We start from the raw sequence: 26,073 nt of genomic DNA, 5'->3' as shown, positions 1-26,073 counted from the left end.
ATGCCAAATTTGTGATTCGGCACACCCACTGAACCGAAGCTACTGACGAGTCGTGTTACTGGAAGAGGCGAAAGGGGCAGGTGGATACATGGCCAGGCAACATCGGGTGGTTGACCACATCGTCGAGCACCTCGCGGCCATCGGTGTCGGGCACATCTTCGGCGTCGACGGCGCCAACATCGAAGATCTTTACGATGCTGCGTATTTCGGCACCGACGTCACCGCGATTCTGGCCAAGCACGAGTTCTCGGCCGCAACGATGGCCGACGGCTACAGCCGCAGCGGCGCCGGGCTTGGCGTCGTGTGCGCGACGTCCGGCGGCGGTTGCCTGAACACCGTGCCCGGCCTCGGGGAGGCGCTGGCCAGCCGGGTGCCGGTGCTGGCGCTGATCGGCCAGCCGCCGACCGCCCTCGACGGGCGTGGCGCGTTCCAGGACACCAGCGGTCTCAACGGCGCGCTGGACGGCGAGGCCCTGTTCTCGGCGGTGTCGGTGTTCTGCCGGCGGGTGACGCAGCCCGGCGACATCATTTCCGCATTGCCGCAGGCGATCGCGGCGGCCAAGACGGGCGGCCCCGCCGTGCTGCTGCTGCCAAAGAACGTGCAGCAGGCCGAGGTTGGCACGAATGGCTCCGGCGAGCTGAATTTGTGGCGGGCGCAGATCGGTGACCCGCACCCGGTCGCACTTGCGTTGCGCCGCATTGACGGGCCGGTGACGATAATCGCCGGCGAGCAGGTTGCCCGCGGCGGCGCGCGCGCCGAACTCGAGCAGCTGCGCCACCTGCTGCGTGCACGGGTGGCGACGGTTCCCGACGCCAAGGACGTTGCCGGCATACCCGGTTTGGGTTCGTCGTCGGCGCTCGGCGTCACCGGCGTCATGGGCCATCCCGGCGTGGTCGATGCCGTCGCCAACAGCGCGCTGTGCCTGCTGGTGGGCACCCGGATGTCGGTGACCTCGCGCGCGGGCCTGGACGATGCGCTGGCGTCGGTGCCGACGTATTCGATCGGATCCGCGCCGCCTTACCTGCCGTGCACCCACGTGCACACCGACGACCTGCGCGGCTCGCTGTCGATGTTGACGATGGCCCTGACTGGGCAGGGCCGGCCGGCCCACATCCGGGTGCCCGACACCATGCCGCACACCGAGCTGCAGCCGCCGCCCCACGACGGCCCCGGCGTGCGCTACCGCGAGGCGATGGCCGTGATCGACGCCGCGCTGCCCGACGGTGTGGACGTCGTCGTCGACGCCGGAAACGTCGGCGCCGCAGCGATTCACCACCTGCCGGTCCGCCGCGATGGCCGCTTCGTCGTCGCGCTCGGCATGGGCGGCATGGGTTACGCGTTCGGCGGGGGCGTCGGCATGGCGTTCGCACGCGGACGCCGGACCGTGGTGATCGCCGGCGACGGATCTTTCTACATGCACGGCATGGAGATCCACACCGCGCTGCAGTACCGGCTGCCGATGACCTTCGTGCTGTTCGACAACCACGCGCACGCGATGTGCGTGACCCGCGAGCAGCTGTTCTACGACGACCTATACAGCTACAACCGATTTGGGCCAAGCCGTCTGGGCGCCGGACTCGCGACCATGTTCCCCGGGCTGGCCTCGGTGGACGTCACCGACATCGCCGGGCTGCCAAGGGCGATGAAGGCCGCGCTGGACGTCGACGGCCCATCGGTCGTCGCCGTCGAGTGCTCAGCCGACGAAATCCCCCCGTTCGCAAACTTTCTTGGACATTCCAAGTCTCCACAACCAACCGCAAAGGAGGACCGTCCCGATGTCGTTGCCCGCGCTTGAGGACATCACCGCCCACAGGGGCACCGCCGATCCGATCGAGAACGTGGTCCGCATCGAGACTTCTCCGCGCGAGAAGGCCACTCCGATCATCATGGAGATGATGCGGTCGGTGTATCCGCACGATGAGGTGTTCGGCGAGTTCTGCACCGTCAACGGCTTCATCGACTGCCCGCCCGACGAGCTGTTCGATTACCTTGCCGACACCCGTTGTCTCGAGGAGTGGACCTACAGCCTGCGTGGCTTCACCCCGACCGAAGAGCCCGGCCTGTGGCTGGCTTATGACCGGTTGGGCTCCGAAACCGAGATCTACACCCGCACCGTGGCCAGCAGGGAGGCCATGACGGTCGACTACCACTGCGCGTGGGACCAGGGCAAGCACCTGTGGATGATCTACCTGATGCGCGTCGTCGACGCCCAGGTGGTGTTCGACAAGCCCGGTTCGGTGGTGCTGTGGACGAACTGTCATCACCCGTTCTACGACCACAATCCGTATCCCGAGGCCGCCCCCCCGAAGCGGCCGGTATGGGTGGGTGACTTCTGGGACATGTTCGGCGCCGGTCACCTGCTGGAGCTGAAGAACCTCAAGGCAATCGTCGAATACCGCCACCACAACGGTTTGCCCGTGACACCCGAATGGATGAGATGACCCGCGATATGACCACACCCGACGTCAGCCTGATCGACATTTCCACCTACCTGCCCGGCGAACCGATCGGCACGGACTACTACGCCAACTTCAGCGCCGACGAGCTGCGGGACAACCTGATGTTCCGCGCACCGAAGTTCCGGCACCACGTCGCCGAGGACGAGACCGCGCTCGACATGATCGAGCGGGCCACCGAGGGTTTGGTCGCGCGCCATGGTCACGACACGATCGCCAACGTCGACGTCCTGATCACCCACGCCCAGATGCCCGACGTGCCGTTCTACGGAGGTGGCGGCGGCGCCGCCCACCGGCTCGGCATGAAGCCCAACTGGGTGCTCGACCTGCACAACGGCGGCTGCGCGGCGTTCGTGCTGGGACTGAAGGTGGCTCGGCAGCTGCTGTCGTCCGGCGCGGGCAAGACGGCGCTGATTGCGGTCGCGCAGAACGCGGCCGGCCAGATCTTCGATCAGCCGGGCATTCGGCGCAAGGCCCAAGCCGCGGTGCCCGGTGACGGTGCGGCCGTCGGACTGGTCACGGTGTCGGACAAGTCACCGATTCTTGATGTCGAGTGCCGCACCTACGGCGAATACGCCGGCGACATGACGATCGCCGTCGACCCGCCGCGCAAGTGGTGGCAGCCGGGGCCGGGCGAGGGCTGCATCGGCTTCACCGAGGGCAAGATCACCAAGGTGCTGGCCCGCGGCAATCGCCAGGTACCCGAGGTGGCGCTGGCCGTGTGCGACCGGATCGGCATCCCGTCCAAGGATCTTGACCTGCTGGTCACCAACCAGCCGAACCGGGTGTTCCTGCGCAACTGGCGTGAGGCGTTGGAGGTGCCCAAGGAACGCCACCGCGACACGTTCGACCAATGCGGCAACCTGTTCGCCGCCGGCATCCCGGTGAGCCTGGAGCGCGCGATCAGTGACGGCCAGGTGAAGTCCGGAGATGTTGTGATGATGGCCGCCTTCGCCCATGCCGGCGACTTCGCCGGGGCGGCGGCCGTGCGATGGGGCGGCAGGGACTGATGGGATCGCTTCGACAGGCAATGCCGATCGCCGCGGGAATTCTTGACGCCCTGCCCGATGCGGTTGACCCACTGGCGTTGTCGCTCAACGAGAATCCGTTTCCACCCCTGCCCGCAGTGCGCACGGCGCTGATCGAGTCGATCGACGCCGCCAACCGGTATCCCGAGTTTCTGCCCGCAACGCTGCGCGAGCTAGTCGCCGGCCGCATCGGTGTGCGTGCCGACCAGATCATCCTCGGCGCCGGTGCGACCGGCGTCGTGATGCAGGTGTTGCACGCCGTGACCAGCCCGGGCGATCGATTCGTGATGACCACGCCCACATTCGACGGGTATCCGATCTTCGCGCAGATGGCCCGGCTGGTGTCGGAGACCGTGCCGCTCGACGAGCACGGCCGCCACGACCTGGACGCGATGGCCGACGCCGCGTCGACCGCGAAGGTCGTTGCGCTGTGCCGGCCCCACAATCCGACCGGGACGCTGGAATCGGCCGAAGACGTCGAGCTGTTCCTGAAGCGGGTGCCGTCCGACACGGTCGTCCTGCTCGACGAGGCCTACGTCGAGTTCGTCGCACCCGAGCACCGCCTCGACGCGGCCGCGCTGGTGCGGCGCTACCCCAATGTGGTGGTGCTGCGGACCTTCTCGAAGGCCTACGGGCTGGCCGGGCTGCGGATCGGATACGGCTTGGCCGCACCCGAATTGTCCAAGACGCTGTGGACCATGCAGCTGCCATTCGGGATGAGCGTTACCAGTGGTGTCGCGGTGGCGGCGTCTTACGACGCGGATGTGCAACTGCGTCAACGTATTCGGTTGATCACCGGTGAACGCCGCTATTTGCGTCGGCGGCTGCGGGCGTTGGGCATCTACTCCACCGACGGGCACGCGAACTTCATGTACCTGCCCCCCGCCGCGGGCCGTTCGTGGCGCGACGTGTTCGATCCGGCGGGTCTGCAGGTCCGCCATTACGCCGACGGCGCCGTGCGGATCACGGTCGGCGGACGGGCATCGACACGCGCAATCCTGACCGCGGTCGGAAAGGCGACGCCACGCTGATCCCTTTCCGCCCAGATAGCCGCTACGGTCGTGAATTTCCCCGATTCACGACCGTAGCCGCTATTTGGGTGATGGTTGCGGTATGAAGAGGCCGTGTCCTCGCAGCCTTCCCGGCCGAACAAGTTAGATCCCCGACCGGACAAACCCGACCCGATCGCGCTGGCGCGTGCCAACTGGGAACGGTCCGGTTGGGGTGGCGTCGCCGACGGGATGGTGGCCGTCACCTCGGTGATGCGCGCGCATCAGATTCTGCTCGCCCGCGTCGAGAATGCGCTGCGCCCCTACGATCTGAGCTTTTCCCGGTTCGAGCTGCTGCGGCTGCTGGCGTTCAGCCGCTCCGGTGCGCTGCCGATCACCAAGGCCTCCGATCGGCTGCAGGTGCATGTCACCAGCGTCACGCACGCGATCCGGCGGCTGGAGGCGGCCGGGCTGGTGGAGCGGCTGCCGCACCCGACCGACGGCCGCACCACGCTGGTGCGCATCACCGACCTCGGCCGCTCGACGGTCGAGGATGCCACGGTCACGCTGAACAACGAGGTGTTCGCCGACATCGGGATGACCGACGAGGAGTCGCGCGCGCTGGCGAATTCGATCGAGACGCTGCGACACAACTCCGGCGACTTCTAAGTCCGCTAAGTCTGTGTCGGCAGCGGGATCGTCGCCGTCACCGCCGTGCCCGACCCCGGCCGCGACCGGATGTTCAGCCGCCCGCCGACGATCTCGGCGCGTTCGGCCATCGACAGCAGGCCGTAGCCGCCCATTTCGTCGCCGCCGAGCGGGTGCTCGAAGGTGTCGAAACCGATTCCGTCGTCGACGATTTCCAGCCGGGCGGTGTCGCCGTCAACGGTGAAACTGAGCCGGGCAGATGTCGCGTCGGCGTGCTTGACGACGTTCTGCAGGCATTCTTGTGCGATGCGGTACAGCGCGAGCTCGATGTGGTCGGGCAGTCGCGTGTCGGCCAACGCCACGTCCACGTCGATCTCCGGAATCGACCGGGCCAGGCTGGCCAGGCCGCCGGCCAGGCCGAGATCGTCGAGCACCGGCGGCCGCAGGCCGCTGATCGCCGCGCGGGCTTCCTGCAGCGTCAACTCGACGAGTTCCCGCGCCTTTTCCAACTGCTCGGCGACCGCGGTCGGGTCGCCGGCGACGGCGCGTTCGGCCGCGTCGAGCCGGTATGACAGCGTGATCAGCCGTTGCGAGATGCCGTCGTGGATGTCGCCGGCCAGCCGCCGCCGTTCCAGCTCCTGCGCCTCGATAACCTGCTCGACGAAGTTCTCGTGCGCGCGTTCGCGAGCGACCAGCTGGCGGTGCAGTCGAGCCTGGTGCAGCGCGCCTGCGATCAGTCGACCGATCACCAGCAGCAGCTCGACGTCGCGCGCGGTGAATTCGCGTCGCTCCACGGTATGCACGTTCAACACCCCGACCAGCCCACCCGGGTCGGTCTCCATCGGCACCGACACCATCGACGTGAAATCCGACCCCCGCAACGACCGAAACGGCATGTAACGCGGGTCGGCCTCCTTGTTGTGGGTGATCACGACGGGCTCGCGGTGACTGGCCACCCACCCGGAAATCCCCTGGCCGAGCGGCAGCCGAATCTTGCCGACCTCGCTGTCGAACGGCGGTGTCGCGCCGGCGAGCGTGAGCGACCGTTCGGTGTCGTCGAGCACGTGCACGAAGCACACGTCGGTGCCGGTGGCCTCGGTGATCATCCGCGCCGCCGCGGCCGCGAGGGGCTCGACGCCCGGCCCGCTGGACGCGGCCTGGATCAGCTCACGCAGCAACACCAGTTCGCGATCGGCGTCGACGAGATCGCGGACCACCTTTGGGCGGAAAGTATTTGGACTCACTGGTAACTCACTGGTAGATGCCCTCCCGCAACGCCGTTGCCACCGCACCGGTGCGATCGCTGACCCCGAGCTTGCGGTAAATCGAACGCAGATGGCTCTTCACGGTCTCGTCGCCGATCACCAGCTTGTTCGCGATACCGCGATTCGACAGGCCGTTGACCACACACGACAGGATCTCGCTTTCCCGCTGCGTGAGCCCCTGCCTGGCGCCGGGCCAGAACTCGTCGCGCTGCAGCCGCGCCGCGGTGTCGACGGCGCGCGCCGCCATCCCCGGGTCGATCGCGGTTTCGCCGCTGTGCACGAATTCCAGCTGGCGCACCAGTTCGTCGCTGCTGATGCTCTTCAGCAGATAGCCCGACGCACCGACCCGCAACGCCTGAAACAGGTATTGCTCGTCGTCGTAGACGGACAGCATCACGACCTTGCGCTGCGGGTCGCGCTCGCGCACCTCGGCACACAGGTCTAGGCCGCTGGAGCCTTGCATCCGGACGTCGCACAACACGACGTCGGGCTTGAGTTCGTCGATGACGCCGAGCGCGTTCTCCGCGCCGATGGCCTGCCCGACGACGCGGATCCGGTCCTGAAACGCGGCCAGCATCGCCTTGAGGCCCTCGATGACCATCTCGTGGTCATCGACCAGGACGATTCGCACCGGTCCGCTGGCGAGCCCGGGCTCCGCCGTCGTCATGGCAACACCTTAGAGGGCGCTGAGCTGGTTCGAGCACGATGGGCAGCCCCGAATGGCCTGCCCTCTCCCCCCATTGGGGGATGTCCCGGCAGGGCCGGTTCGTCACCCTAGTTCATGTGGGAGCCACGTTGGAAGAAACGCAGGCCCGAGCATTCTGGTGGGACCGGGCGCGACCCGCAGACGCTCACGTTGATCAGCTGCGCGCAGTGCTCTTCGATCTGGACGGGGCGCTGGCCGACATCGAGCGCGACGGTCACCGGGTGGCCTTCAACGCCGCGTTCGCCGCGCACGGCCTGGACATCGAGTGGGATGTCCGTGAGTACGGGCGGCTGTTGAGGATTCGTGACGAGCGCCGGCGGATCGCATCGGCGCTGCGCGGGCAGGGCTTCGGTGCCGACGCGGGCGCGCTTGCCGCGCAAGTACATCGAACGAAGACGTCGGTTTTCGAAGGATGCCTGCTCGACGGAGACGTCGCACCGCGGCCCGGGCTGGTCGACCTGGTGATGAGCTTGTTCGTCGCCGGTGTGTGGGTTGGCGTGGTGAGCACCGGTCGGCGCACCTGGGCCGAGCCATTGGCCCGGCAGCTGATCGGCGACGGCATCGCCGAGACGATCGTGACCATTGACGACGTACCGGACACTCATATCCACCCCGACCTGCACGGAATCGCGCTGTGGGAAATGGGCCTGGCGCCGGAAAGCGCGCTGGCGATTGCGGGTTCGGTGCGGGGTTTGCGCGCGGCGCGTGATGCCAAGCTGGCGACGGTCGTCGTCACCACCGGTTACTCCGCCGAACAGGACTTCACCGGGGCCGTGGCGGTGCGACCCGGATACGACGGTGCCGCCCCGCTGCTGGCAGCCGGATGCGAACGCCTGCACCGGCGTTGGTGGGCCGCTCGCTAAGCGTTGCGCAGCATCTCGATCACCGCGCTGAAGTCCTCGTCGGCGTGGTCGGTGGCGAACTTCGCGTAGATTTCGGCGGCGTGGCTGCCCAGCGGCGCGGCCGAGCCGGTCGATTTCACGGCGTCCATCGCCAGCCCGAGGTCCTTGTTCATCAGCGCGGTGGCAAATCCGGGCTTGAAGTCGTTGTTGGCGGGTGAGGTCGGAACCGGGCCCGGCACCGGGCAATTCGTGTGCACCGCCCAGCAGTTGCCGGTGGCGCCGGTGATCACGTCGAACAGCGACTGTGCCGACAATCCCAGCTTCTCGGCCAGCACGAACGCCTCGCCAACCGCAATCTGCTGCACAGCCAGCACCATGTTGTTGCAGATCTTCGCCGCCTGCCCGGCACCCGCGGCCCCGCAGTGAATGATCTTACCCGCCATCGGTTCCAGCACCGGACGGCCGCGTTCCACCGCGGCGTCGTCGCCGCCGACCATGAACGCCAGGGTGCCGGCGACCGCGCCCTTGACACCACCCGACACCGGCGCGTCGAGCTGCGCGAAGCCATGCTCACCGGCCAGTCGGTTGGCTTCGCGCGCGTCGTCCACCGAGATCGTCGAGCTGTCGATGAACAGCACGCCGGGGGCCGCCGCGGGCATCACCTCGGCGTAACAGCGTTTCACCAGCTCGCCGCTGGTCAGCATCGTGATCACCACCTCGGCGTCGGCCACCGCCTGCGGTGCACCGTCGCACACCCGCACGCCCTTGTCGGCGGCGGCGCCCGCTGCGGCCGCAGCGGGGTCGAAGCCGCGCACGGTGTGTCCGGCCGCGACAAGGTTCGCCGACATCGGCCCGCCCATGTGGCCGAGTCCCAAGAACGCGATCGTCGTCACGGATCAACCCCTTCCCGCCGCAGCCGCCCGGGCCGCCTCGGCACGCCCGATCACGACTCGCATGATTTCGTTGGTTCCCTCGAGAATGCGGTGCACCCTCAGGTCGCGCACGATCTTCTCCAGCCCGTACTCACGCAGATAGCCGTAGCCACCGTGCAGTTGCAGCGCCTGGTCGGCGACGTCGTAGCAGGCGTCGGTGACGAATCGTTTCGCCATCGCGCACAGCTGGACCTTGTCGTCGTCCCCGGCGTCCACCGCGGCGGCGGCCCGCCACAACAACATTCGCGACGCCTCCAGCGCCGTGGCCATGTCGGCGAGCGTAAAGCGTATCGTCGGCTCGTCGATCAGCTTGCCGCCGAAGGCGTCCCGATCGCGCACATACGCCGCCGCCTTGTCGAACGCGGCCTGCGCCCCGCCCAACGAGCACGCGGCGATGTTCAGCCGGCCGCCGTTGAGACCGTTCATCGCGATGCCGAACCCGGCCCCGTCGCCGTCGGCGCCGCCCAGCATCGCGTCGGCCGGCACCCGCACACCCTCGAAGATCACCTGGGCCGTCGGCTGGGCGTGCCAACCCATCTTCTGTTCCTGCGCGCCGAAACTCAATCCCGTAGTGCCCTTTTCAACAATGAACGACGAGATGCCGCGCGGCCCGTCGTCCCCGGTGCGCGCCATCACCACATACACGTCGGACGCGCCCGCGCCGGAGATGAACTGTTTGACGCCGTCGATCACGTAATCCTCGCCGTCGCGCACCGCCTTGGTGCGCAGCGCGGCGGCGTCGGATCCCGCGGATGGTTCGGTCAGGCAGTAACTCGCGACGGTCTCCATCGAGGCCAGCCTCGGCACCCACGTCTTGCGCTGTTCACGCGTCCCGTAGCTGTCGATCATCCACGCGCACATGTTGTGGATCGACAGGAACGCGGCCACCACGGGGTCCGCGACGGCAAGCTGTTCAAAGATCCGCACCGCGTCCAGCCGCCGCATGCCACTGCCGCCGACGTCCTCGCCGCAGTAGATCGCCGCCATTCCAAGCTCGGCCGACTCGCGCAATACATCGACCGGGAAGTGCTTGTCCGCATCCCACTGCAGGGCATGCGGCGCAAGGCGTTTCGCGGCGAACGCGGCCGCCGTCTCGGCGATGACGCGCTCGTGGTCGTCGAGCGTCCCGAACTGCGGCATGAAGGAACCAGCCCTATCTCATCGTCGGGATGACGAAGTCGGCGCCGTGGGTGCCCGCCGGCCACCGCTGCGTCACCGTCTTGACCTTGGTGTAGAACTGGATCGACGCGGGCCCGTGCTGGTTGAGATCGCCGAAGCCCGAGCGCTTCCAGCCGCCGAACGTGTGGTAGGCCACCGGCACCGGAATCGGCACGTTGACGCCCACCATGCCGACCTGAACCCGCGACACGAAGTCCCGCGCGGTGTCGCCGTCGCGGGTGAAAACCGCGACGCCGTTGCCGTATTTGTGTTCCGACGGCAGCCGCAGCGCCTCCTCGTAGTCGCCAGCACGCACCATGCACAACACCGGGCCGAAGATCTCGTCGGTATAGATCGACATGTCCGGGGTGACGCGGTCGAACAAGGTCGGGCCGATGAAAAACCCGCCCTCCAGGTTGGCGTCCCCGAACTGCATCTCGTCGCTGGTGCGTTCCCGGCCGTCGATCACGATGTCGGCGCCCGCTGCGGCGCCCTGGTCGATGTAGTCGCGCACCCGCGCCAGCGCAGCGCCCGTCACCAGCGGGCCGTAGTCGGCCTTCGGGTCGAGGCTGTGGCCCACTCGCAGGTTGTTGATCTTCTCGATCATCTTCGCGCGCAACCGGTCCGCGGTCTGCTCGCCGACCGGCACCGCCACGCTGACCGCCATGCACCGCTCCCCGGCGCTGCCGTACCCGGCGCCGATGAGTGCGTCGACCGCCTGGTCCAGATCGGCGTCGGGCATCACGATCATGTGGTTCTTCGCGCCGCCGAAACATTGCGCACGCTTGCCGTGCACGGCGGCGCCGGTGTAGATGTACTGCGCGATGTCCGAACTACCCACGAAGCCAACGGCCTTGATGTCGGGATGCTCGAGGATCGCATCGACGGCCTCCTTGTCGCCGTGCACCACCTGGCACACGCCCTTCGGCAGGCCGGCCTCTTCGAACAGCTCGGCCAGCCGCACCGGCACCGACGGGTCGCGCTCGCTGGGCTTGAGGATGAACGCGTTGCCGCACGCAAGCGCCGGACCGGCCTTCCACAGCGGAATCATGGCCGGGAAGTTGAACGGGGTGATGCCGGCGACCACGCCCAGCGGCTGGCGCAGCGAGTACACGTCGATGCCGGTCCCTGCGCCCTCGGTGTATTCACCCTTGAGCAGGTGCGGGATGCCGACCGCGAACTCGATGACCTCGATGCCACGCTGGATGTCGCCGCGGGAGTCGGCCACCGTCTTGCCGTGCTCCATGGACAGCAGCCGGGCCAGCTCGTCGACGTTCTGGTTGACCAGCTCGACGAACTTCATCAGCACCCGGGCCCGGCGCTGTGGGTTCCACGCCGCCCAGTCCTTCTGCGCCTCGACGGCCACCTGCACCGCCGCGTCGATGTCGGCGGCCGACGCCATGGGCACCTGCGCCTGCACTTGTCCGGTATTGGGGTCAAAGACGTCGCCGGTTCGTTGCGATTGACCGCCGGTCCGCTGCCCATTGATGTAGTGCGGAATGTGTGTGGTCATGAGCGTGCCCCCTCGGCCGGAAATGGGAATACTTGGATATCCTAGTAAATGGCGATCGGTGGGCGCAACTGGGGTCACCGAGTCATTGCGCCGCCTGCGGTGCGTGAGGTACACCAGTACGAGAGGCTGGAGCTGAAATGCATGAATCACGGTTGCTGGGCCGTGTGCGCCGGGCCCTTGTCGTAGTCGCCGCAGTGTTCGGTGTCGCGCTGCTAAGCGCGGCCGTTGCGAGTGCCGCCGACCCGGTCCAGTTGAAGAGCCGAATGGGTAATTGGTGTCTCGACGGCCCGAATGGGAACAACACCGCGACCATGGTCAACCCCTGCAATGGGTCGAAATCGCAGCGCTGGATTCTCAACTCTGCCGGTCAGATCCAGAGCGGGGCCGTCCCCGCGGATTGCCTGAGCATCAGCGACGCAGCCGATAACACCCCGGTGACCCTCGTGCCCTGTCAGACCAATGCGAACAACCAGCGCTGGAACCTCCAGACCAACGGCCAGGTCACGAGTGCCCTCGGTCCCTGCCTCAACATTTTCGGTGGCGTGGCGCAGCCCGGGACTCCGGTGATCGCCTACCACTGCATTCCCGATGTAGCCGACGAGGCGTGGGATAGCGTTCCCTGACCGGGCTCGCCCCGGGGTACCTCTCGTCACCCATCGAGTCGTCACCCATCGAGCCATCCCGCGTCGACGTACGCGCGGGCGTCCTCCCAGCTGGGCAGCAGACCGGCCGCGCGCACCTGCTCGAGCGTCGGCGCGTCCCGGTCCCGGTCGGACATGCGCAGGTCAACCTCGGGCCACCGGATGCCCAGCGCGGGATCGGTCGCGCAGATCGCGTGTTCCCGGTCCGGGTCGTATTCCGCCGAGCACAGATAAGCGACCGTCGAATCATCCTGCAGCGCGACGAAACCGTGGCCGAGGCCCTCCGACACGTACACCGCTCGCCGCTCGCGGTCGTCGAGCAGCACCGAGTCCCACCGCCCGAAGGTCGGCGAGCCGACCCGGATATCGACGACGACGTCGAACACCGCACCGCGCAGGCACGTCACATACTTGGCCTGGCTTGGCGGCAGTTCGGCGAAGTGCAGCCCGCGCAGCACACCTGCCGCCGACACCGAGCAGTTGAGCTGCCGCAGATCGAAGCGGTGTCCGGCGAACCCCCGGAACTCACGATCGGTGAACGCCTCGTAGAACAATCCGCGATCATCATGGTGCAAAGCCGGCGTGATCTCCCACGCGCCCGGCACCGCCAACTCGCGAACCGTCATCGTCACTGCCCGCGCGCCGCGTAGCGCGCCTCGACATCGTCCTTCAGCGGCCCCCACCAGGACTCGTGCTCGCGGTACCACTCGATGGTCGCCCGCAGCCCGTCGGCGAAGTCGGTGTGCTTTGGCGCCCAACACAATTCGTCGTACAGCGCGGTGGGATCGATAGCATACCGCAGGTCATGGCCCGCGCGGTCGGGCACCTGGTCGAAGTCGTCGGGGTCGCGCCCCATCATCTGCAGGATCATCCGCAGCACCGACAGGTTGTCGCGTTCCCCGTCGGCGCCGATCAGATACGTCCGGCCCGGCCGGCCGTCGGACAGGATCCGCCACACCGCGCTGTTGTGGTCGTCGACATGGATCCAGTCGCGCACGTTGGCGCCGCTGCCGTACAGCTTCGGCCGCCGCCCCGTCAGCACGTTGGTGATCTGGCGCGGGATGAACTTCTCCACGTGCTGATAAGGCCCATAGTTGTTGGAGCAGTTGGAGATCGTCGCCCGCACACCGTAGGACCGCACCCACGCCCGCACCAGCATGTCGGCGGCGGCCTTGGTCGACGAGTACGGGCTGGACGGGTTGTACGGGGTGTCCGGGGTGAACCGCCGCGGATCATCCAGTGCCAGCTCGCCATACACCTCGTCGGTGGACACGTGGTGCAGCCGGGCCCCGTGCTGTCGGACCGCCTCCAGCACCGCGAACGTGCCCAGGACGTTCGTGTGCATAAACGGCGCAGGGTCGGCCAAAGCGTTGTCGACGTGCGTTTCGGCCGCGAAATGCACGACGGCGTCGGCGTCGGCGACCAGGCCCGACACCAGCGACGCGTCGGCGACGTCGCCCCGCACCAGGCGGATCGCGTCGGCGACGTCGGCCAGCGACTCCCGACTGCCGGCATACGTCAGTGCGTCCAGGACGGTCAGCGACACGTCCGGGTGGTCCCGAAGCGTGCCGCGCACGAAGTTGGCCCCGATGAACCCGGCGCCGCCGGTGACCAACAACCGCATCGTTAAACCGTAACGGGCGGCTAGCTCAAACCTTGCCCGTCAGCCCAAGCGGCCCGGCCAGCTCGGCCAGCGTCGGCAGCAATTTGTCCCAGCCGCCCAGCACCTGGATCGCCACATGATCGGCGCCGGCCTCGAGGTGCTCGTTGAGCCGTTTGGCGATCTGATCGGCACTGCCGTGGGCGACCAGGGCATCGATCAGCCTGTCGCTGCCCGGCTTCGCCACGTCGGCGTCGGTGAACCCGAGCCGCTTCCAGTTGTTGACGTAGTTGCTCAGGTTGAGATAGAAGCCGACGGTGTCGCGACCCACCGCCCGCGCCTCTTCCGGGTCGGTCGACAGCACCACCTTGTGCTCGGGCGCCAGGAGCACCGTGCGGCCGATGAGTTCCCGCGCCTGCGCGGTGTGTTCGGGTGTCGTCAGGTACGGATGCGCGCCCGCACTGCGCTTGGCCGCCAGCTTGAGCACCTTCGAGCCAAGGGCCGCCAGCACTCGACGGCTCGTCGGCACTGCGTGATTGTCGAGTTCATCGAGATATTCGACCAGCGCGTCATAGGGCTTGCGGTACTCGCCGGTGTGCTCGGGGTGACCGACCCCGACGCCGAGCAGGAACCTACCCGGGTGGGCCTTCTCGATCCGGTGGTACGACTCCGCAACCGGCCCGGGCGCGGCCTTCCAGATGTTGACGATGCCGGTGGCCAACTGCAGCGTGTCGGTCTGCTCGAGAATCGGTTCGGCGAATTCGAGCTCCGCCGAAGGGGAGCCACCGATCCAAACCGCCCCATAGCCGAGCTTCTCGATCTCGACCGCCTGTTCCGGCCTGACCTTCCCCATGGTCCACACGCCGAAACGGCCCAGGTCCGGTTTGAGCAGCGATGGTTCGGTCATCTTGCATCCTCTCTAGGTGCGGCCCAGACCCAGCGGCCCGGCCAGCTCGGACAGTGTCGGCAGCAGCTGGTCCGCCCCGCCGAGAACCTGGATCGCGACGTGGTTCGCGCCCGCGTCGAGGTGCTCGTTGAGGCGCTTGGCGATGTCGTCGGTGGTGCCGTACGCGACGACGGCGTCGATCAGCTTGTCGCTGCCCGGCTTTGCGACGTCCTCGTCGGTGAAGCCGAGTCGCTTCCAGTTGTTGACATAGTTGCTCAGGTTGAAATAGATGTCCAGCGCCCTGCGGCCGATCGCGCGGGCCTTTTCCGCGTCGGTGGTCAGTACCACCTTGTGCTCGGGCAGCAGCAGCGCCGAAGGACCGATGATTTCGCGGGCTCGCGCGGAATGTTCCGGCGTCGTGAGATAGGGATGCGCGCCCGCGCTGCGTTCCGCGGACAGTTTCAGCACCCGCGGCCCGAGCGCGGCGACGACTCGCTGGTTGGCCGGAACCCCGTACTCGTCGAGCTCGTCGAGATACGACACCAGGGCGTCGTAGGGCTTGCGGAATTCGGCGTGCACCTCCGGGTGACCGACGCCGATGCCCAGCACGAACCGGCCCGGGTAGGCGGTGTTGATCCGGTGAAACGAATCGGCCACCGGTCGGGCCGCCGCGGTCCAGACGTTGACGATTCCGGTGGCCACCTTCAGCGCGGTGGTCGGCTCCAAAAGTGGTTCGACAAAGGACAATTCGGCCGGCGGCGACCCGCCGACCCATATCGCGCCGTATCCGAGGGCTTCGATCTCCTGCACTTGTTCGGGCGTGGCGCCGCGTCCGAAAACTCCGAATCGTCCCAGATCTGGCTTGGCGGTGTCTGCTGCGGTCATCCTTGCTCCAACCTGCGCATTGTCCGCGGCTATTCCGCCGACAGGGAAACTTCTGGTGAAGAGTCGACCGGTTCGGCCACTTCGAGCGGGAGCAGGGCAATGAAGCGCGTATCGCCGGGCTTGGAATCCAACCACAGGTTGCCGTTGTGCTTGTCGATGATCCGGGCGGCGAAGTCCAGTCCGAGCCCGGTGCCTTCGCCGACCGGCTTGGTGGTGAAAAACGGGTCGAAGATGCGTTCGCGGTTCTCGTCGGGAATCCCCGGGCCGGTGTCGCAGATCTCGACCCGCACCATCTCGCCTTGGCGGCACGTCCGCACCGTCAGCGTGCCGACGAAGCCTTGGGCGTCCGGAGTGCCGCTTTCGCGCATCGCGCCGACCGCGTTGTCGATGAGATTGGTCCACACCTGGTTGAGCTCGGCGGGATAACAGGGGATGTGCGGCAGCTCGCGATCAAAGTCCTTGACCACCTTGATATCCGAGCCGATCTTGTGCGAGAGCATTGTCAGCGTGCTCTTCAGCAGCAGATGAATATCGGTGACGTCGAACGGTGCCCGGCCCAACTGTGAGTATTGCTTGGCCTGGGTGATCAGCGTCGAAATCCGTTTAGTGGAGTCGGCGATCTCGTTCATCAGCTGTTCGGTCGCGATGGTGTAGTTCAGCCACCGGATGGCGCCTTCCAGCGAAGCGGTCGCATCGGCGTCGTCCACGGTCGCCGAGACCCGTTCAAGCCAGTCGCTGTCCAGGCCGGCTTCGACGAACGTCGGCGCCAGATCCCATGCGCCGGAAATGCCGTGGTTTTCGAGCCACTCGCCGACGGCGTCCTCGCGGTCGGATTTCTCCAGCGGTGAGAGTTCTTCGGCCTTGCCGACCAGTTCGGCAACTTCCTCCTGGATGGCCACCAGCGTGCGAAGCGTCTCGGGAGTGAACTTGCCGTCGGCCAACATCGCGAGTTTGTGCCGCGTCCCGGCCACCTTCTCGCGCAACTCGGATGTCGCCCGCGCCGCGGCCGCGGCCGGGTTGTTCAGCTCGTGGGTGAGGCCCGCGGTCAGCTGGCCGAGCTGGATCAGCCGTTCGTGCGGCCCGATGATCCGGTGCTGGCGCTCGCGGCCCAGCGTGTGACCCACCAGAAGGTGAACCGCCATCGGAAACTGCACGCGCATGAAGTCGCCGAACTTTGCCGCGTCCATGATGAAGAACCGCGACGGCTTGGTCACCCGCACCGATGCGGCGTAGGTCTGGTTCGGCTGGTCGGGCATGAACGCCGACCACGCGCCGCAGTACACGCCCTTCTGAGAGGTCCGGTTTGTCTCGATGTCCTGGCCGCCCGAGCGCTTGGACATCACCAGTTCGCCGTCGAGCAGCACGTAAAAGCATGTCGCCGGCTCACCCTCGAGGCACAGCGGTCCCGGCTCGAACGACTTGACCCGTCCTTCGGCGCACAAAATCGCCAGCTGTTCTTCGGTCAACGCGTCGAACAGAAACAGCCGACGCAGTTCGTCGGCGTTGCACGGCAGGTAACCGGGCTCGACGTCCACGACCTTCTCCCTTCTACGTTTCGGCCAGGTAGCGATGCGCCAGCATCACCGCCATCGCACCATCGCCGACGGCGGCCGCGACCCGCTTTGCGGATTCGGCTCGCACGTCACCTGCAACAAACACGCCCGGCACGCTTGTTTCCAGGTGGTGCGGCGGACGCTCCAACGTCCAGCCGCAGACGTTCTTCAGATCCGGCCCGGCGAGGATGAAGCCGTGGTCGTCGCGGGCGACCACACCGTCCAGCCAGTCCGTTCGCGGGGCGGCGCCGATGAAGATGAACAGCCGGCCGCACTCGACGATGTCTTCCTTGCCGGACTGGTGGTCCCTCAGCACCAGCTTTTCCAGGTATTCCTCGCCAATCGCCTCGGCGACCTCGGTGCACGTGCGCACTCGGATCTTCGGGTTGGCCGCGATCTGCTGGATCAGGTAGTACGACATCGACGCATCCAGCGACGGCCCGCGTACCAGCAGGGTCACGCAATCGGCCTCGCGGGCCAGATACACCGCCGCCTGACCGGCGGAGTTGGCGCCGCCGACGACGTAGACCTGCTGGTCTCGGCACTGGGATGCCTCCGACATCGCGGCGCCGTAAAACACCCCGCGGCCGGTCAAGTCCCTGCACCCGGTCGCATTCAGCTGCCGATACGACACCCCGGTGGCAAGCACCACCGCACGCGCGTCGATTGCGCCGCCATCGGAGAGTCGGATCGTTCTGGCCGGCCCGTTCAACTCCAGACCGACGGCGTCACTGGCGGTGATCAGCTCGGCGCCGAACTTTTCGGCCTGGCGGCGGGCCCGATCGGCCAGCTGGCCGCCCGACACTCCGTCGGGAAAGCCGAGATAGTTCTCGATCCGGGAACTCTGACCGGCTTGCCCACCGGTCGCGATGCTCTCGATCAGGACGGTCCGCAAACCTTCGGAAGCCCCGTAGACCGCGGCGCCGAGCCCCGCGGGGCCGCCGCCGATGACCACCAGGTCATAGAACGACGCCGACGGTGTCGTGGACAGGCCGAGGCGGTCGGCCAGCTCGGCGTCGGTTGGCTGCACCATCGGCTCGCCCCGTTCGGTGATGACCACCGGCAGCGCGCGCGGGTCGAGCCCGGCGACTTGCAGTAATTGTTCGCCCTTGGGCTCGTCGGCCATAAACCAGTTGTAAGACAAACGATTTCGGACCAGGAAGTCGCGAACCTCGGCCGAGCGCGCCGACCAGCGATGCCCGATCACCTTGGTGTAGGGGATTGCTCGGTCGCCGATGGCTTGCCACGCCTCGAGCTGTTCGTCGATGACCGGATAGAGCTTTTCCTCGGGCGGGTCCCACGGCTTGAGCAGGTAGTAATCCAGGTCGACGACATTGATCGCCTCGATCGCCGCGTGCGTGTCGGCGTAGGCGGTCAGCAACACACGGCGCGCCACCGGATACAGCTGCATCGCCGCTTCCAGAAACTCGATGCCGCTCATCTGCGGCATCCGGTAGTCGGCGACGAAGACGGCGACGGTCTCGCCGCGCATCTTCAGTTCCCGCAGCGCCTCGAGCGCCGAGGCGCCGGATTCGGCGCGCATCACCCGGTAGTGCTCGCCGTAGTGGCGACGCAGGTCGCGCGCAACGGCACGGGAGACGGCAGGGTCGTCATCGATGCTGATGATTACTGGCTTGCGGGTGGCTGGATCGGGTCCGCTCATCACGACCAAGTATGCGCTCGTCAGCGCGCACGCCCGCGGGCGGAGCGGTTTTGGTCTGCGGCGCCCAAACGAGTAAGATAAAGCAACGGTGCGGTATCCGCGCCGGCTCTTGCGTGCCCAGGTCCCGGAATTTTCTGTTACCGGCTCACGTTTTGTAGTCGGAGCAAAAGCTGCGCCGACAACCGGGCGCACCAAAAGCGAACGAAAGCGAGTTATGGCAAAGAAAGACGGCGCCATCGAGGTCGAGGGCCGCGTGGTCGAGCCGCTGCCCAATGCGATGTTCCGCATTGAGCTGGAGAACGGCCACAAGGTGCTCGCCCACATCAGCGGCAAGATGCGGCAGCACTACATCCGCATCCTGCCCGAGGACCGGGTGGTCGTGGAGCTATCGCCGTACGACCTGTCCCGTGGCCGCATCGTGTACCGGTACAAGTAAGTCAACGAGACGAAGAACAGGATCGAAAAGCCGTGAAGGTCAACCCGAGCGTCAAGCCGATTTGCGACAAATGCAGGGTGATCCGCAGGCATGGGCGGGTCATGGTGATCTGCTCCGATCCGCGCCACAAGCAGCGGCAGGGCTAGCCAGGCCGGCTAGTCACGCCCCTGCCGGCAATCGACAACTGAATGGGGACCTCCCAGTCCACTGAGCGGATAGGCCGCGCATGCACGCCCGGAACGGAGGCCGGGCCCCGCGCAAACGGGAACGGACTGGGACCAGACCTCCGCGAAGAAGGAATGTCACACGCATGGCCCGACTAGTGGGCGTCGATCTGCCGCGCGACAAGCGCATGGAGGTCGCGCTGACCTACATCTACGGCGTCGGCCGTACCCGCTCCAACGAAATCCTCGCCGCGACGGGCATCGACAAGGACCTGCGCACCAAGGACCTCACCGATGACCAGCTGACTCACCTGCGCGACTACATCGAGGGCAACCTGAAGGTGGAAGGCGATCTGCGCCGCGAGGTGCAGGGCGACATCCGCCGCAAGATCGAGATCGGCTGTTACCAGGGCCTGCGGCACCGCCGCGGCCTACCGGTACGCGGCCAGCGGACCAAGACCAACGCGCGTACCCGCAAGGGCCCGAAGCGCACCATCGCCGGCAAGAAGAAGGCCAGGTAACCCATGCCACCGAAGAAAGCCAGCGGCGCCGCCCCGAAGAAGGGCCAGAAGGGCCGCCGCCGGGAGAAGAAGAACGTTCCGCACGGCGCGGCGCACATCAAGAGCACGTTCAACAACACCATCGTGTCGATCACCGACCCGCAGGGCAACGTCATCGCCTGGGCATCGTCGGGCCACGTCGGCTTCAAGGGGTCGCGCAAGTCGACACCGTTCGCCGCGCAGCTTGCCGCCGAGAACGCCGCCCGCAAGGCGCAGGAGCACGGCGTGCGCAAGGTCGACGTGTTCGTGAAGGGGCCGGGGTCGGGCCGCGAGACCGCGATCCGGTCGTTGCAGGCCGCGGGCCTGGAGGTCGGCGTGATCGCCGACGTGACGCCACAGCCGCACAACGGTTGCCGTCCGCCGAAGCGGCGTCGGGTCTAGTCGGGTCTGGGAGGAGAAACAGGAATGGCTCGCTACACCGGACCCGTCACGCGCAAGTCGCGCCGTCTGCGCGTCGACCTCGTCGGCGGCGACCAGGCGTTCGAGAAGCGCCCGTATCCGCCCGGCCAGCACGGCCGGGCCCGGATCAAGGAAAGCGAATACCTGATGCAGCTGCAGGAGAAGCAGAAGGCCCGCTTCACCTACGGCGTGCAGGAGAAGCAGTTCCGCCGCTACTACGAAGAGGCACAGCGCCGCCCCGGCAAGACCGGTGAGGAGCTGTTGCGCATCCTGGAGAGCCGGCTGGACAACGTGGTGTACCGCGCCGGTCTCGCGCGCACCCGTCGGCAGGCCCGCCAGCTGGTCAGCCACGGCCACTTCACCGTCAACGGCGTGAAGGTGGACGTCCCGAGCTACCGGGTGTCGCAGTACGACATCATCGACGGGCGGGAGAAATCGCTGAACACGCTGCCCTTCCAGATTGCGCGGGAGACGGCGGGCGAGCGGCCGATCCCGGGCTGGCTGCAGGTGATCGGGGAACGCCAGCGGATCCTGGTGCACCAGCTGCCCGAGCGGGCGCAGATCGACGTGCCGCTCACCGAGCAGCTGATCGTCGAGTTCTACTCGAAGTAAACGCTTCTGCGCCGTCCCGATGGCGGTGGCAGATTGATCGGCATCAAATAGCGGGTGCCGTGAAGGAGGAAGAAAACACATGCTGATTTCTCAGCGACCCACATTGGGCGAAGAGGGCATCGCCGACAACCGCTCACAATTTGTGATCGAACCGCTCGAGCCGGGATTCGGCTACACCCTTGGCAATTCGCTGCGCCGCACGCTGCTGTCGTCGATCCCGGGCGCGGCCGTCACCAGCATTCGCATCGACGGCGTGTTGCACGAGTTCACCACCGTGCCCGGCGTCAAGGAAGACGTCACCGACATCATCCTGAACCTCAAGGGCCTGGTCGTCTCGTCCGAGGAGGACGAGCCGGTCACGATGTATCTGCGCAAGCAGGGCCCCGGCGAGGTGACCGCGGGCGACATCGTGCCGCCTGCCGGCGTGACGGTGCACAACCCCGACATGCACATCGCGACGCTGAACGACAAGGGCAAGCTCGAGGTCGAGCTCGTCGTGGAGCGTGGCCGCGGCTACGTGCCTGCCGTTCAGAACAAGGCGTCCGGTGCCGAAATCGGCCGCATCCCAGTCGATTCCATCTACTCGCCGGTCCTGAAGGTCACCTACAAGGTGGAGGCCACCCGTGTCGAGCAGCGCACCGACTTCGACAAGCTGATTCTGGACGTCGAGACCAAGAACTCGATTTCGCCGCGGGACGCGTTGGCGTCGGCGGGCAAGACGCTGGTCGAGCTGTTCGGCTTGGCGCGCGAGCTCAACGTCGAGGCCGAGGGCATCGAGATCGGTCCGTCGCCGGCCGAGGCCGACCACATCGCCTCGTTCGCGTTGCCGATCGACGACCTGGACCTGACGGTGCGGTCCTACAACTGCCTCAAACGTGAGGGCATCCACACCGTCGGCGAGCTGGTCGCGCGCACGGAGTCCGATCTGCTGGACATCCGCAACTTCGGCCAGAAATCGATCGACGAGGTCAAGGTGAAGCTGCACCAGCTGGGCCTGTCGCTGAAGGACAGCCCGGCCGGCTTCGACCCGTCCGAGGTCGCCGGTTACGACGTGGCCACCGGCACGTGGCACGGCGATACCGGCTACGACATGGAAAACGAACAGGACTACGCCGAAACCGAGCAGCTCTGACTCCGGTCTCTGCCTGTTAAGGAAAAGGGAGCCCAGCAATGCCCAAGCCGACCAAGGGCCGTCGCCTCGGCGGGTCGTCCTCGCACCAGAAGGCGCTTCTGGCCAACCTGGCCACGTCGCTGTTCGAGCATGGCCGGATCCGGACCACCGAGCCGAAGGCCCGGGCGTTGCGGCCCTATGCCGAGAAGCTGATCAGCCACGCCAAGAAGGGCACGCTGCACAACCGGCGCGAGGTGCTCAAGAAGATCCGCGACAAGGATGTGGTGCACACCCTGTTCGCGGAGATCGGCCCGTTCTTCGCCGACCGCTCCGGCGGCTACACCCGCATCATCAAGGTCGAGGCCCGCAAGGGTGACAACGCCCCGATGGCGGTGATCGAACTGGTGCAGGAGAAGACGGTCACCTCCGAGGCCAACCGGGCCCGCCGTGCGGCGGCGTCGAAGACGGCCAAGGCCCCGGCGAAGAAGGCGGCCCCGGCCCCCGCGGCGCCGGCAACGGATGACGTTCCGGCTCCCGAGGCTGCCGACGAGGTCGTCGAAAGCCCAGCGGACGACAGCGAGGCCGCCAGCGAGGACAGCCAGGACACCGGGGACGCTGGGGACGCCGACAAGTCCTGACGCCATGCTCGACGGACCCGCCATCGATCCCGGTGGCGGGTCCGTTCGGCTTCGGCTCGATATCGCCTACGACGGAACCGATTTCGCGGGATGGGCGGTGCAGGCGGCCCAGCGGACGGTGGCCGGCACGCTGATCGACGCGTTGTCGACGGTGTTTCGGGTTCCCGTGCAGCTGTTCGCGGCGGGGCGCACCGATACCGGCGTGCATGCGACCGGCCAGGTGGCACACGTCGACATCCCGGCCGAGGCGCTGCGGTACGGGTATCCGCGCTCGAGGCGACCGCGCGAACACGAGTTCTTGCCGCTGGTGCGCCGGCTCGCCCGCTTTCTGCCGCCCGATGTCCGGGTGTACGACATCACCCGCGCCCCAGCAGGATTCGACGCGCGGTTCTCGGCGTTGCGCCGCCATTACCTGTATCGACTGTCCACCGCGCCGTACGGCGTCGAGCCTCAGCAGGCCCGCTACGTGACGGCGTGGCCGCGGCCGCTCGACGTCGACGCGATGGCGGCCGCGTCGCGAGACCTGGTCGGTCTGCACGATTTCGCCGCGTTCTGCCGATCGCGCGATCGCGCGACGACGATCCGCGACCTGCAGCGACTGGACTTCAGACGCGACGGCGACGTGGTCACCGCCCACGTCACCGCCGACGCGTTCTGCTGGTCGATGGTGCGCTCGTTGATGGGCGCCCTGCTGGCCGTCGGAGACGGTCGCCGCAGCCCGCAGTGGTGCGCGGGGCTGCTGAAATTGACCCAGCGGTCCAGCGACTTCGCCGCGGCGCCCGCCCGTGGGCTCACCCTGATCGGGGTGGATTACCCGCCCGACGACCAGCTCGCCGCCCGCATCGCGGTGACCCGCGACCTGCGCAGCCCGATCGACTAAAGTTTGCCGGCGACGAAATCGGCGGCCTGATTGGCCATGCCGGCGCCGATGTATGCGTTGGCCAGGTGTGCGGGCCAGTTGTTCTCCCACGTGTTCGGGTCGGCCGGGTTGCAGACCGGGTCGGCGCCGTGACACAACTCGATGGTCCTGTCGCTGTAGAGCGGGTTGAAGTTCGTGATCGGTCCGATCCACGCCGCTCCGTTGCCGAACAATGCGACCGCGGCAATGTGCGTGTCGGCGCCTGCCGGTAGGGGATTGGTGAAACCCCACATGGCGGTGGGGACCGCGAGCACCACGTCGGTCGCCGCGGCGCCGAGCGAGTAGCCGCCGAGTACCAGTCGTGTGTTCGGGCAGTTGCCGACCATGTACTGGACGTGCCCGCTCATGTCGTTGGCGCCCTGGTCCACCGCGGTGTCGGCGTCGTATTTGACCGCGTAGACCCCGATGTTCTTATTGACCTTGGACCGCAGTGCGCTGATGAACGCGTTGCCGAGTATGCCGACCCCCGGTGGTTCCAAGCGGCCGCGGGCGAAGACGACCTCGACGTCCGGGCATCCCGCGGCCGATCCCGTTGGAATACCTGTCAAAGCGTCCGGAACCGCGGCGGGGCCGATCAGTAAACCAGCGGCTACGACTGAAGCCACAACTGACGCAATTGCAACTCTCACCCCAAGGATATTAGCGACGCCGACCGCGATCTTGGGCTAAAGCAGATTAGCGGCGTAGGTGCCGGCCAAACAGCTAGACCAATCCCGCCACGAAACCCGCGGCTTGACCGGGGAAGTCGGTGCTCTCGTAGCTGGTATGGGCGAAGGGATTGCGGCCGCGGGAGCAGATCGGGTCACCGTTGTTGCATAAATCGATGGCCCTGCCACCCCACAGCGGGCTCGCCGACATCGGGTTCCCAAACTTCGTCGCCGGGTTGCCGAAGACCGCGACCGCCGCCACCTTGCTGGCGGCGTCGGGGGAAAGCGGCGGTGCCGACCCCACGTCACCGATCTTTTCGCCGAGGGGCGGTATACCGCCCAGCATGTCGACGACGGCCGCACCCTGCGAGTATCCGCCGAGCACGATCCGGGTCGACGGGCACTGTCGCGCGGTGGCCGCGATGTATGAATTCGCGTCGGCCGCGCCGGCCGCGGTGGTCAGAAAGTCCAACGAGGCGGGATAGTTCACCGCGTACGTTCTCAGCGTGCGGTTTGGCAGCTGAGCCCCGAGGGCGTCCGCGAACGCCTGGCCCACCCGGCCGATGCCCGGCGGTTCGTTGGTGCCGCGGGCAAAAACCACCTGGACGTCCGGGCATTGTTGAGCCGAGGCCGGCGGGATGGTCGGTGTGCTCAATGAGGTTCCTGCCGCGAACAACGCGGCTCCGGCAAGGATCAAGCAATTCTGGCGTCGCCTCACGCGGTTAATGCTCACATATCGGGGTGCCGGTTACGTAACCGGTGCTCAGCGACCGCTCGCCGCGACGGCTTCGATCGCCCCGGTGTCCGCGAAGCCGGCCGCGGCCACCTCGGCGCGGTTGCTGCGCCCGGCGAACGCCAACCCGACCAGCACGACCCCGCCGCCGACGGCCTGGGTCAGCGTGACGGCCTCGCCGACCAGCACCCAGGCCGCGACGACCGCGCACAGCACCTCTCCGAGGCCGAGCAGCGATGCATAGCTGGGCCGCAGCCGGGCCACGCCGCTGATGCCGAACGTGTAGGCCATGGCCGTGCTGACCACGCCGAGCACCAACACCGGCAGCACGAATGAGCTGGTGTGGCCGGCGACCACGGTGTCGTTGGTGGTGAAGGTCAGCGGTAGGACGCCGGTCACGCCCAGCGCGGCGACCGCGGCGGCACCGACGATCAACCCGCCGGCGGCCAGGGTCACCGCGTTGAGTCCGTCGCCGTCGGTAACCCGGTCCGACAGCACGAAGTAGCACGCGACACTGACCGCCGCGCCCAGCGCCCACGCCACGCCAATCGTGTCGATGTGGGCGCCGGAGAACACGTCGAGCACGACGACGGTCCCGGCCACCGCGAGCGCGGCTCCGACCAGCGTGAGGGTGGCCGGCCTGCGGCGGGTGGTGCCCCACACCCAGCCCACCACCAGCACCGGTGCCAGGTACTCCAGCAGCACCGCCACACCGACCGACAGATGCGCGACGGCGTTGTAGTAGCACAGCTGGCCGCCCGCGATCGGAATCAAGCCGTAGCCGGCCACCGTCCCGGCGTGCCGAATCGCTTCCCGAAGCCAGCTGCGATGCACGATCGTCGCGAACAACGCCATGACCAACGCGCCGCCGGCCAGCCGCGCGGTAACCGCGGCGGTCGGCGTCCAGCCGGCCTCCATCAGCGACTTTGCGAACGGCCCGGACATCCCGAAGGTGACGGCAGCCGCCGCCGCGAACGCGACGCCAGGTCGGAACGCGTTTTTCCCATGCATCGCAAACCCCCAACCGTCGCGTAATGAGTAAAATGAATTTCGGTACTGACGCTACCGGGAGGGGGAGTCAGGGGTCAA

At 67.2% G+C, this 26,073-nt stretch carries 29 protein-coding genes; 15 read left to right on the top strand and 14 right to left on the bottom strand.

Features of this window, described 5'->3' with window-relative positions; all coding sequences use genetic code 11:
• The first annotated feature begins 88 nt into the window (after window positions 1–88).
• The 5 genes from VE759_RS01560 to VE759_RS01540 all read left to right on the top strand — a co-directional run bounded on the left by VE759_RS01560 (window position 89) and on the right by VE759_RS01540 (window position 5,142).
• The gene (locus tag VE759_RS01560) at window positions 89–1,795 is read left to right on the top strand and encodes a thiamine pyrophosphate-binding protein (protein WP_324927570.1); all 1,707 of its coding nucleotides are present in this window, start codon (window positions 89–91) and stop codon (window positions 1,793–1,795) included.
• Window positions 1,776–2,441, top strand: a complete 666-nt coding sequence (locus VE759_RS01555) for an SRPBCC family protein (RefSeq protein WP_324927568.1) — start codon at window positions 1,776–1,778, stop codon at window positions 2,439–2,441. Before VE759_RS01560 ends, VE759_RS01555 begins: the two co-directional genes overlap by 20 nt.
• A complete protein-coding gene (locus tag VE759_RS01550) occupies window positions 2,438–3,466 on the top strand; it encodes a 3-oxoacyl-ACP synthase III family protein (RefSeq protein WP_324927567.1) in 1,029 nt (342 codons plus the stop codon). The genes VE759_RS01555 and VE759_RS01550 overlap by 4 nt, the downstream gene beginning before the upstream one ends.
• The gene (locus VE759_RS01545) at window positions 3,466–4,515 is read left to right on the top strand and encodes a pyridoxal phosphate-dependent aminotransferase (protein WP_324927566.1); all 1,050 of its coding nucleotides are present in this window, start codon (window positions 3,466–3,468) and stop codon (window positions 4,513–4,515) included. The genes VE759_RS01550 and VE759_RS01545 overlap by 1 nt, the downstream gene beginning before the upstream one ends.
• A 93-nt stretch (window positions 4,516–4,608) precedes the next feature.
• Window positions 4,609–5,142, top strand: coding sequence for a MarR family transcriptional regulator (locus VE759_RS01540; RefSeq protein WP_324927564.1), 534 nt, complete (start codon window positions 4,609–4,611; stop codon window positions 5,140–5,142).
• Between the two features lie 5 nt (window positions 5,143–5,147).
• Here the strand turns inward: VE759_RS01540 and VE759_RS01535 are convergent, their stop codons facing one another.
• Both VE759_RS01535 and VE759_RS01530 read right to left on the bottom strand, forming a co-directional pair.
• Window positions 5,148–6,365: a GAF domain-containing sensor histidine kinase gene (locus VE759_RS01535; protein WP_324927562.1), complete on the bottom strand. Its 1,218-nt coding sequence runs from the start codon at window positions 6,363–6,365 to the stop codon at window positions 5,148–5,150.
• Between the two features lie 7 nt (window positions 6,366–6,372).
• On the bottom strand, window positions 6,373–7,053 hold the full coding sequence (locus VE759_RS01530) for a response regulator transcription factor (protein WP_324927561.1): 681 nt from the start codon (window positions 7,051–7,053) through the stop codon (window positions 6,373–6,375).
• Between the two features lie 116 nt (window positions 7,054–7,169).
• Here VE759_RS01530 and VE759_RS01525 point away from each other — a divergent pair, with 116 nt between their 5' ends.
• A complete protein-coding gene (locus VE759_RS01525; protein WP_324927559.1) occupies window positions 7,170–7,955 on the top strand; it encodes an HAD family hydrolase in 786 nt (261 codons plus the stop codon).
• Here VE759_RS01525 and mmsB read toward each other — a convergent pair.
• From mmsB to VE759_RS01510, 3 genes are read right to left on the bottom strand one after another with little or no spacing between them, the layout of a single operon-like run.
• Window positions 7,952–8,827, bottom strand: coding sequence for a 3-hydroxyisobutyrate dehydrogenase (gene mmsB, locus VE759_RS01520; protein ID WP_324927558.1), 876 nt, complete (start codon window positions 8,825–8,827; stop codon window positions 7,952–7,954). The genes VE759_RS01525 and mmsB overlap by 4 nt on opposite strands.
• Before the next feature lie 3 nt (window positions 8,828–8,830).
• Window positions 8,831–10,006: an acyl-CoA dehydrogenase family protein gene (locus VE759_RS01515; protein WP_324927556.1), complete on the bottom strand. Its 1,176-nt coding sequence runs from the start codon at window positions 10,004–10,006 to the stop codon at window positions 8,831–8,833.
• 13 nt (window positions 10,007–10,019) lie between these two features.
• On the bottom strand, window positions 10,020–11,537 hold the full coding sequence (locus VE759_RS01510; protein ID WP_324927555.1) for a CoA-acylating methylmalonate-semialdehyde dehydrogenase: 1,518 nt from the start codon (window positions 11,535–11,537) through the stop codon (window positions 10,020–10,022).
• A 137-nt stretch (window positions 11,538–11,674) separates the two neighbouring features.
• Between VE759_RS01510 and VE759_RS01505 the strand changes: the two genes are divergently transcribed.
• Window positions 11,675–12,160: an RICIN domain-containing protein gene (locus VE759_RS01505; protein WP_324927554.1), complete on the top strand. Its 486-nt coding sequence runs from the start codon at window positions 11,675–11,677 to the stop codon at window positions 12,158–12,160.
• Window positions 12,161–12,201: 41 nt separating this feature from the next.
• Here VE759_RS01505 and rfbC read toward each other — a convergent pair whose 3' ends face one another.
• From rfbC to VE759_RS01475, 6 genes are read right to left on the bottom strand one after another with little or no spacing between them, the layout of a single operon-like run.
• Window positions 12,202–12,804 carry a dTDP-4-dehydrorhamnose 3,5-epimerase gene (rfbC, locus tag VE759_RS01500; protein ID WP_324927552.1) on the bottom strand — a complete coding sequence of 201 codons (603 nt, stop codon included), beginning with the start codon at window positions 12,802–12,804 and terminating at the stop codon, window positions 12,202–12,204.
• Window positions 12,805–12,806: 2 nt separating this feature from the next.
• Window positions 12,807–13,802 (bottom strand): dTDP-glucose 4,6-dehydratase, encoded by a 996-nt coding sequence (rfbB, locus tag VE759_RS01495; RefSeq protein WP_324927551.1) that lies wholly within the window; start codon window positions 13,800–13,802, stop codon window positions 12,807–12,809.
• 25 nt (window positions 13,803–13,827) lie between these two features.
• Window positions 13,828–14,685, bottom strand: a complete 858-nt coding sequence (locus tag VE759_RS01490) for an LLM class F420-dependent oxidoreductase (protein WP_324927549.1) — start codon at window positions 14,683–14,685, stop codon at window positions 13,828–13,830.
• A 12-nt stretch (window positions 14,686–14,697) separates the two neighbouring features.
• Window positions 14,698–15,549: an LLM class F420-dependent oxidoreductase gene (locus tag VE759_RS01485; RefSeq protein ID WP_324927548.1), complete on the bottom strand. Its 852-nt coding sequence runs from the start codon at window positions 15,547–15,549 to the stop codon at window positions 14,698–14,700.
• Between the two features lie 29 nt (window positions 15,550–15,578).
• A complete protein-coding gene (locus VE759_RS01480; protein WP_324927546.1) occupies window positions 15,579–17,084 on the bottom strand; it encodes an ATP-binding protein in 1,506 nt (501 codons plus the stop codon).
• Window positions 17,085–17,097: 13 nt separating this feature from the next.
• Window positions 17,098–18,765: an FAD-dependent oxidoreductase gene (locus VE759_RS01475; protein WP_324927545.1), complete on the bottom strand. Its 1,668-nt coding sequence runs from the start codon at window positions 18,763–18,765 to the stop codon at window positions 17,098–17,100.
• 214 nt (window positions 18,766–18,979) lie between these two features.
• Here VE759_RS01475 and infA point away from each other — a divergent pair, with 214 nt between their 5' ends.
• From infA to truA, 8 genes are all read left to right on the top strand, one after another.
• Entirely contained in the window at window positions 18,980–19,201 is a 222-nt protein-coding gene (gene infA, locus VE759_RS01470; RefSeq protein ID WP_003418601.1) for a translation initiation factor IF-1, read from the top strand.
• 32 nt (window positions 19,202–19,233) lie between these two features.
• Complete coding sequence (gene rpmJ / locus VE759_RS01465) at window positions 19,234–19,347, top strand: 50S ribosomal protein L36 (protein ID WP_003879483.1); 114 nt, start codon at window positions 19,234–19,236, stop codon at window positions 19,345–19,347.
• Between the two features lie 164 nt (window positions 19,348–19,511).
• The gene (rpsM, locus tag VE759_RS01460) at window positions 19,512–19,886 is read left to right on the top strand and encodes a 30S ribosomal protein S13 (protein ID WP_324927543.1); all 375 of its coding nucleotides are present in this window, start codon (window positions 19,512–19,514) and stop codon (window positions 19,884–19,886) included.
• A gap of 3 nt (window positions 19,887–19,889) precedes the next feature.
• Window positions 19,890–20,306, top strand: coding sequence for a 30S ribosomal protein S11 (rpsK, locus tag VE759_RS01455; protein WP_324927541.1), 417 nt, complete (start codon window positions 19,890–19,892; stop codon window positions 20,304–20,306).
• 24 nt (window positions 20,307–20,330) lie between these two features.
• On the top strand, window positions 20,331–20,936 hold the full coding sequence (rpsD, locus tag VE759_RS01450) for a 30S ribosomal protein S4 (RefSeq protein WP_324927540.1): 606 nt from the start codon (window positions 20,331–20,333) through the stop codon (window positions 20,934–20,936).
• A gap of 79 nt (window positions 20,937–21,015) precedes the next feature.
• The gene (locus VE759_RS01445) at window positions 21,016–22,068 is read left to right on the top strand and encodes a DNA-directed RNA polymerase subunit alpha (RefSeq protein WP_324927538.1); all 1,053 of its coding nucleotides are present in this window, start codon (window positions 21,016–21,018) and stop codon (window positions 22,066–22,068) included.
• 38 nt (window positions 22,069–22,106) lie between these two features.
• Window positions 22,107–22,685, top strand: a complete 579-nt coding sequence (rplQ, locus tag VE759_RS01440; RefSeq protein ID WP_324927536.1) for a 50S ribosomal protein L17 — start codon at window positions 22,107–22,109, stop codon at window positions 22,683–22,685.
• Window positions 22,686–22,689: 4 nt separating this feature from the next.
• Window positions 22,690–23,565 carry a tRNA pseudouridine(38-40) synthase TruA gene (gene truA, locus VE759_RS01435; RefSeq protein ID WP_324927534.1) on the top strand — a complete coding sequence of 292 codons (876 nt, stop codon included), beginning with the start codon at window positions 22,690–22,692 and terminating at the stop codon, window positions 23,563–23,565.
• On the opposite strand, the gene VE759_RS01430 is transcribed toward truA, so the two are convergent.
• The 3 genes from VE759_RS01430 to VE759_RS01420 all read right to left on the bottom strand — a co-directional run bounded on the left by VE759_RS01430 (window position 23,562) and on the right by VE759_RS01420 (window position 25,995).
• Window positions 23,562–24,242 carry a cutinase family protein gene (locus VE759_RS01430; RefSeq protein ID WP_324927589.1) on the bottom strand — a complete coding sequence of 227 codons (681 nt, stop codon included), beginning with the start codon at window positions 24,240–24,242 and terminating at the stop codon, window positions 23,562–23,564. The two genes, truA and VE759_RS01430, sit on opposite strands and share 4 nt — an antisense overlap.
• A gap of 64 nt (window positions 24,243–24,306) precedes the next feature.
• Window positions 24,307–24,906: a cutinase family protein gene (locus VE759_RS01425; protein ID WP_324927532.1), complete on the bottom strand. Its 600-nt coding sequence runs from the start codon at window positions 24,904–24,906 to the stop codon at window positions 24,307–24,309.
• 108 nt (window positions 24,907–25,014) lie between these two features.
• Window positions 25,015–25,995 carry an EamA family transporter gene (locus VE759_RS01420; RefSeq protein ID WP_324927530.1) on the bottom strand — a complete coding sequence of 327 codons (981 nt, stop codon included), beginning with the start codon at window positions 25,993–25,995 and terminating at the stop codon, window positions 25,015–25,017.
• Window positions 25,996–26,073: the final 78 nt, after the last annotated feature.

Source organism: Mycobacterium sp., assembly GCF_035640695.1.
Classification (GTDB): Bacteria; Actinomycetota; Actinomycetes; order Mycobacteriales; family Mycobacteriaceae; genus Mycobacterium.
The sequence above is the reverse complement of the archived record's forward strand: the minus strand, read 5'-3'. Positions and strand labels throughout refer to the sequence as shown.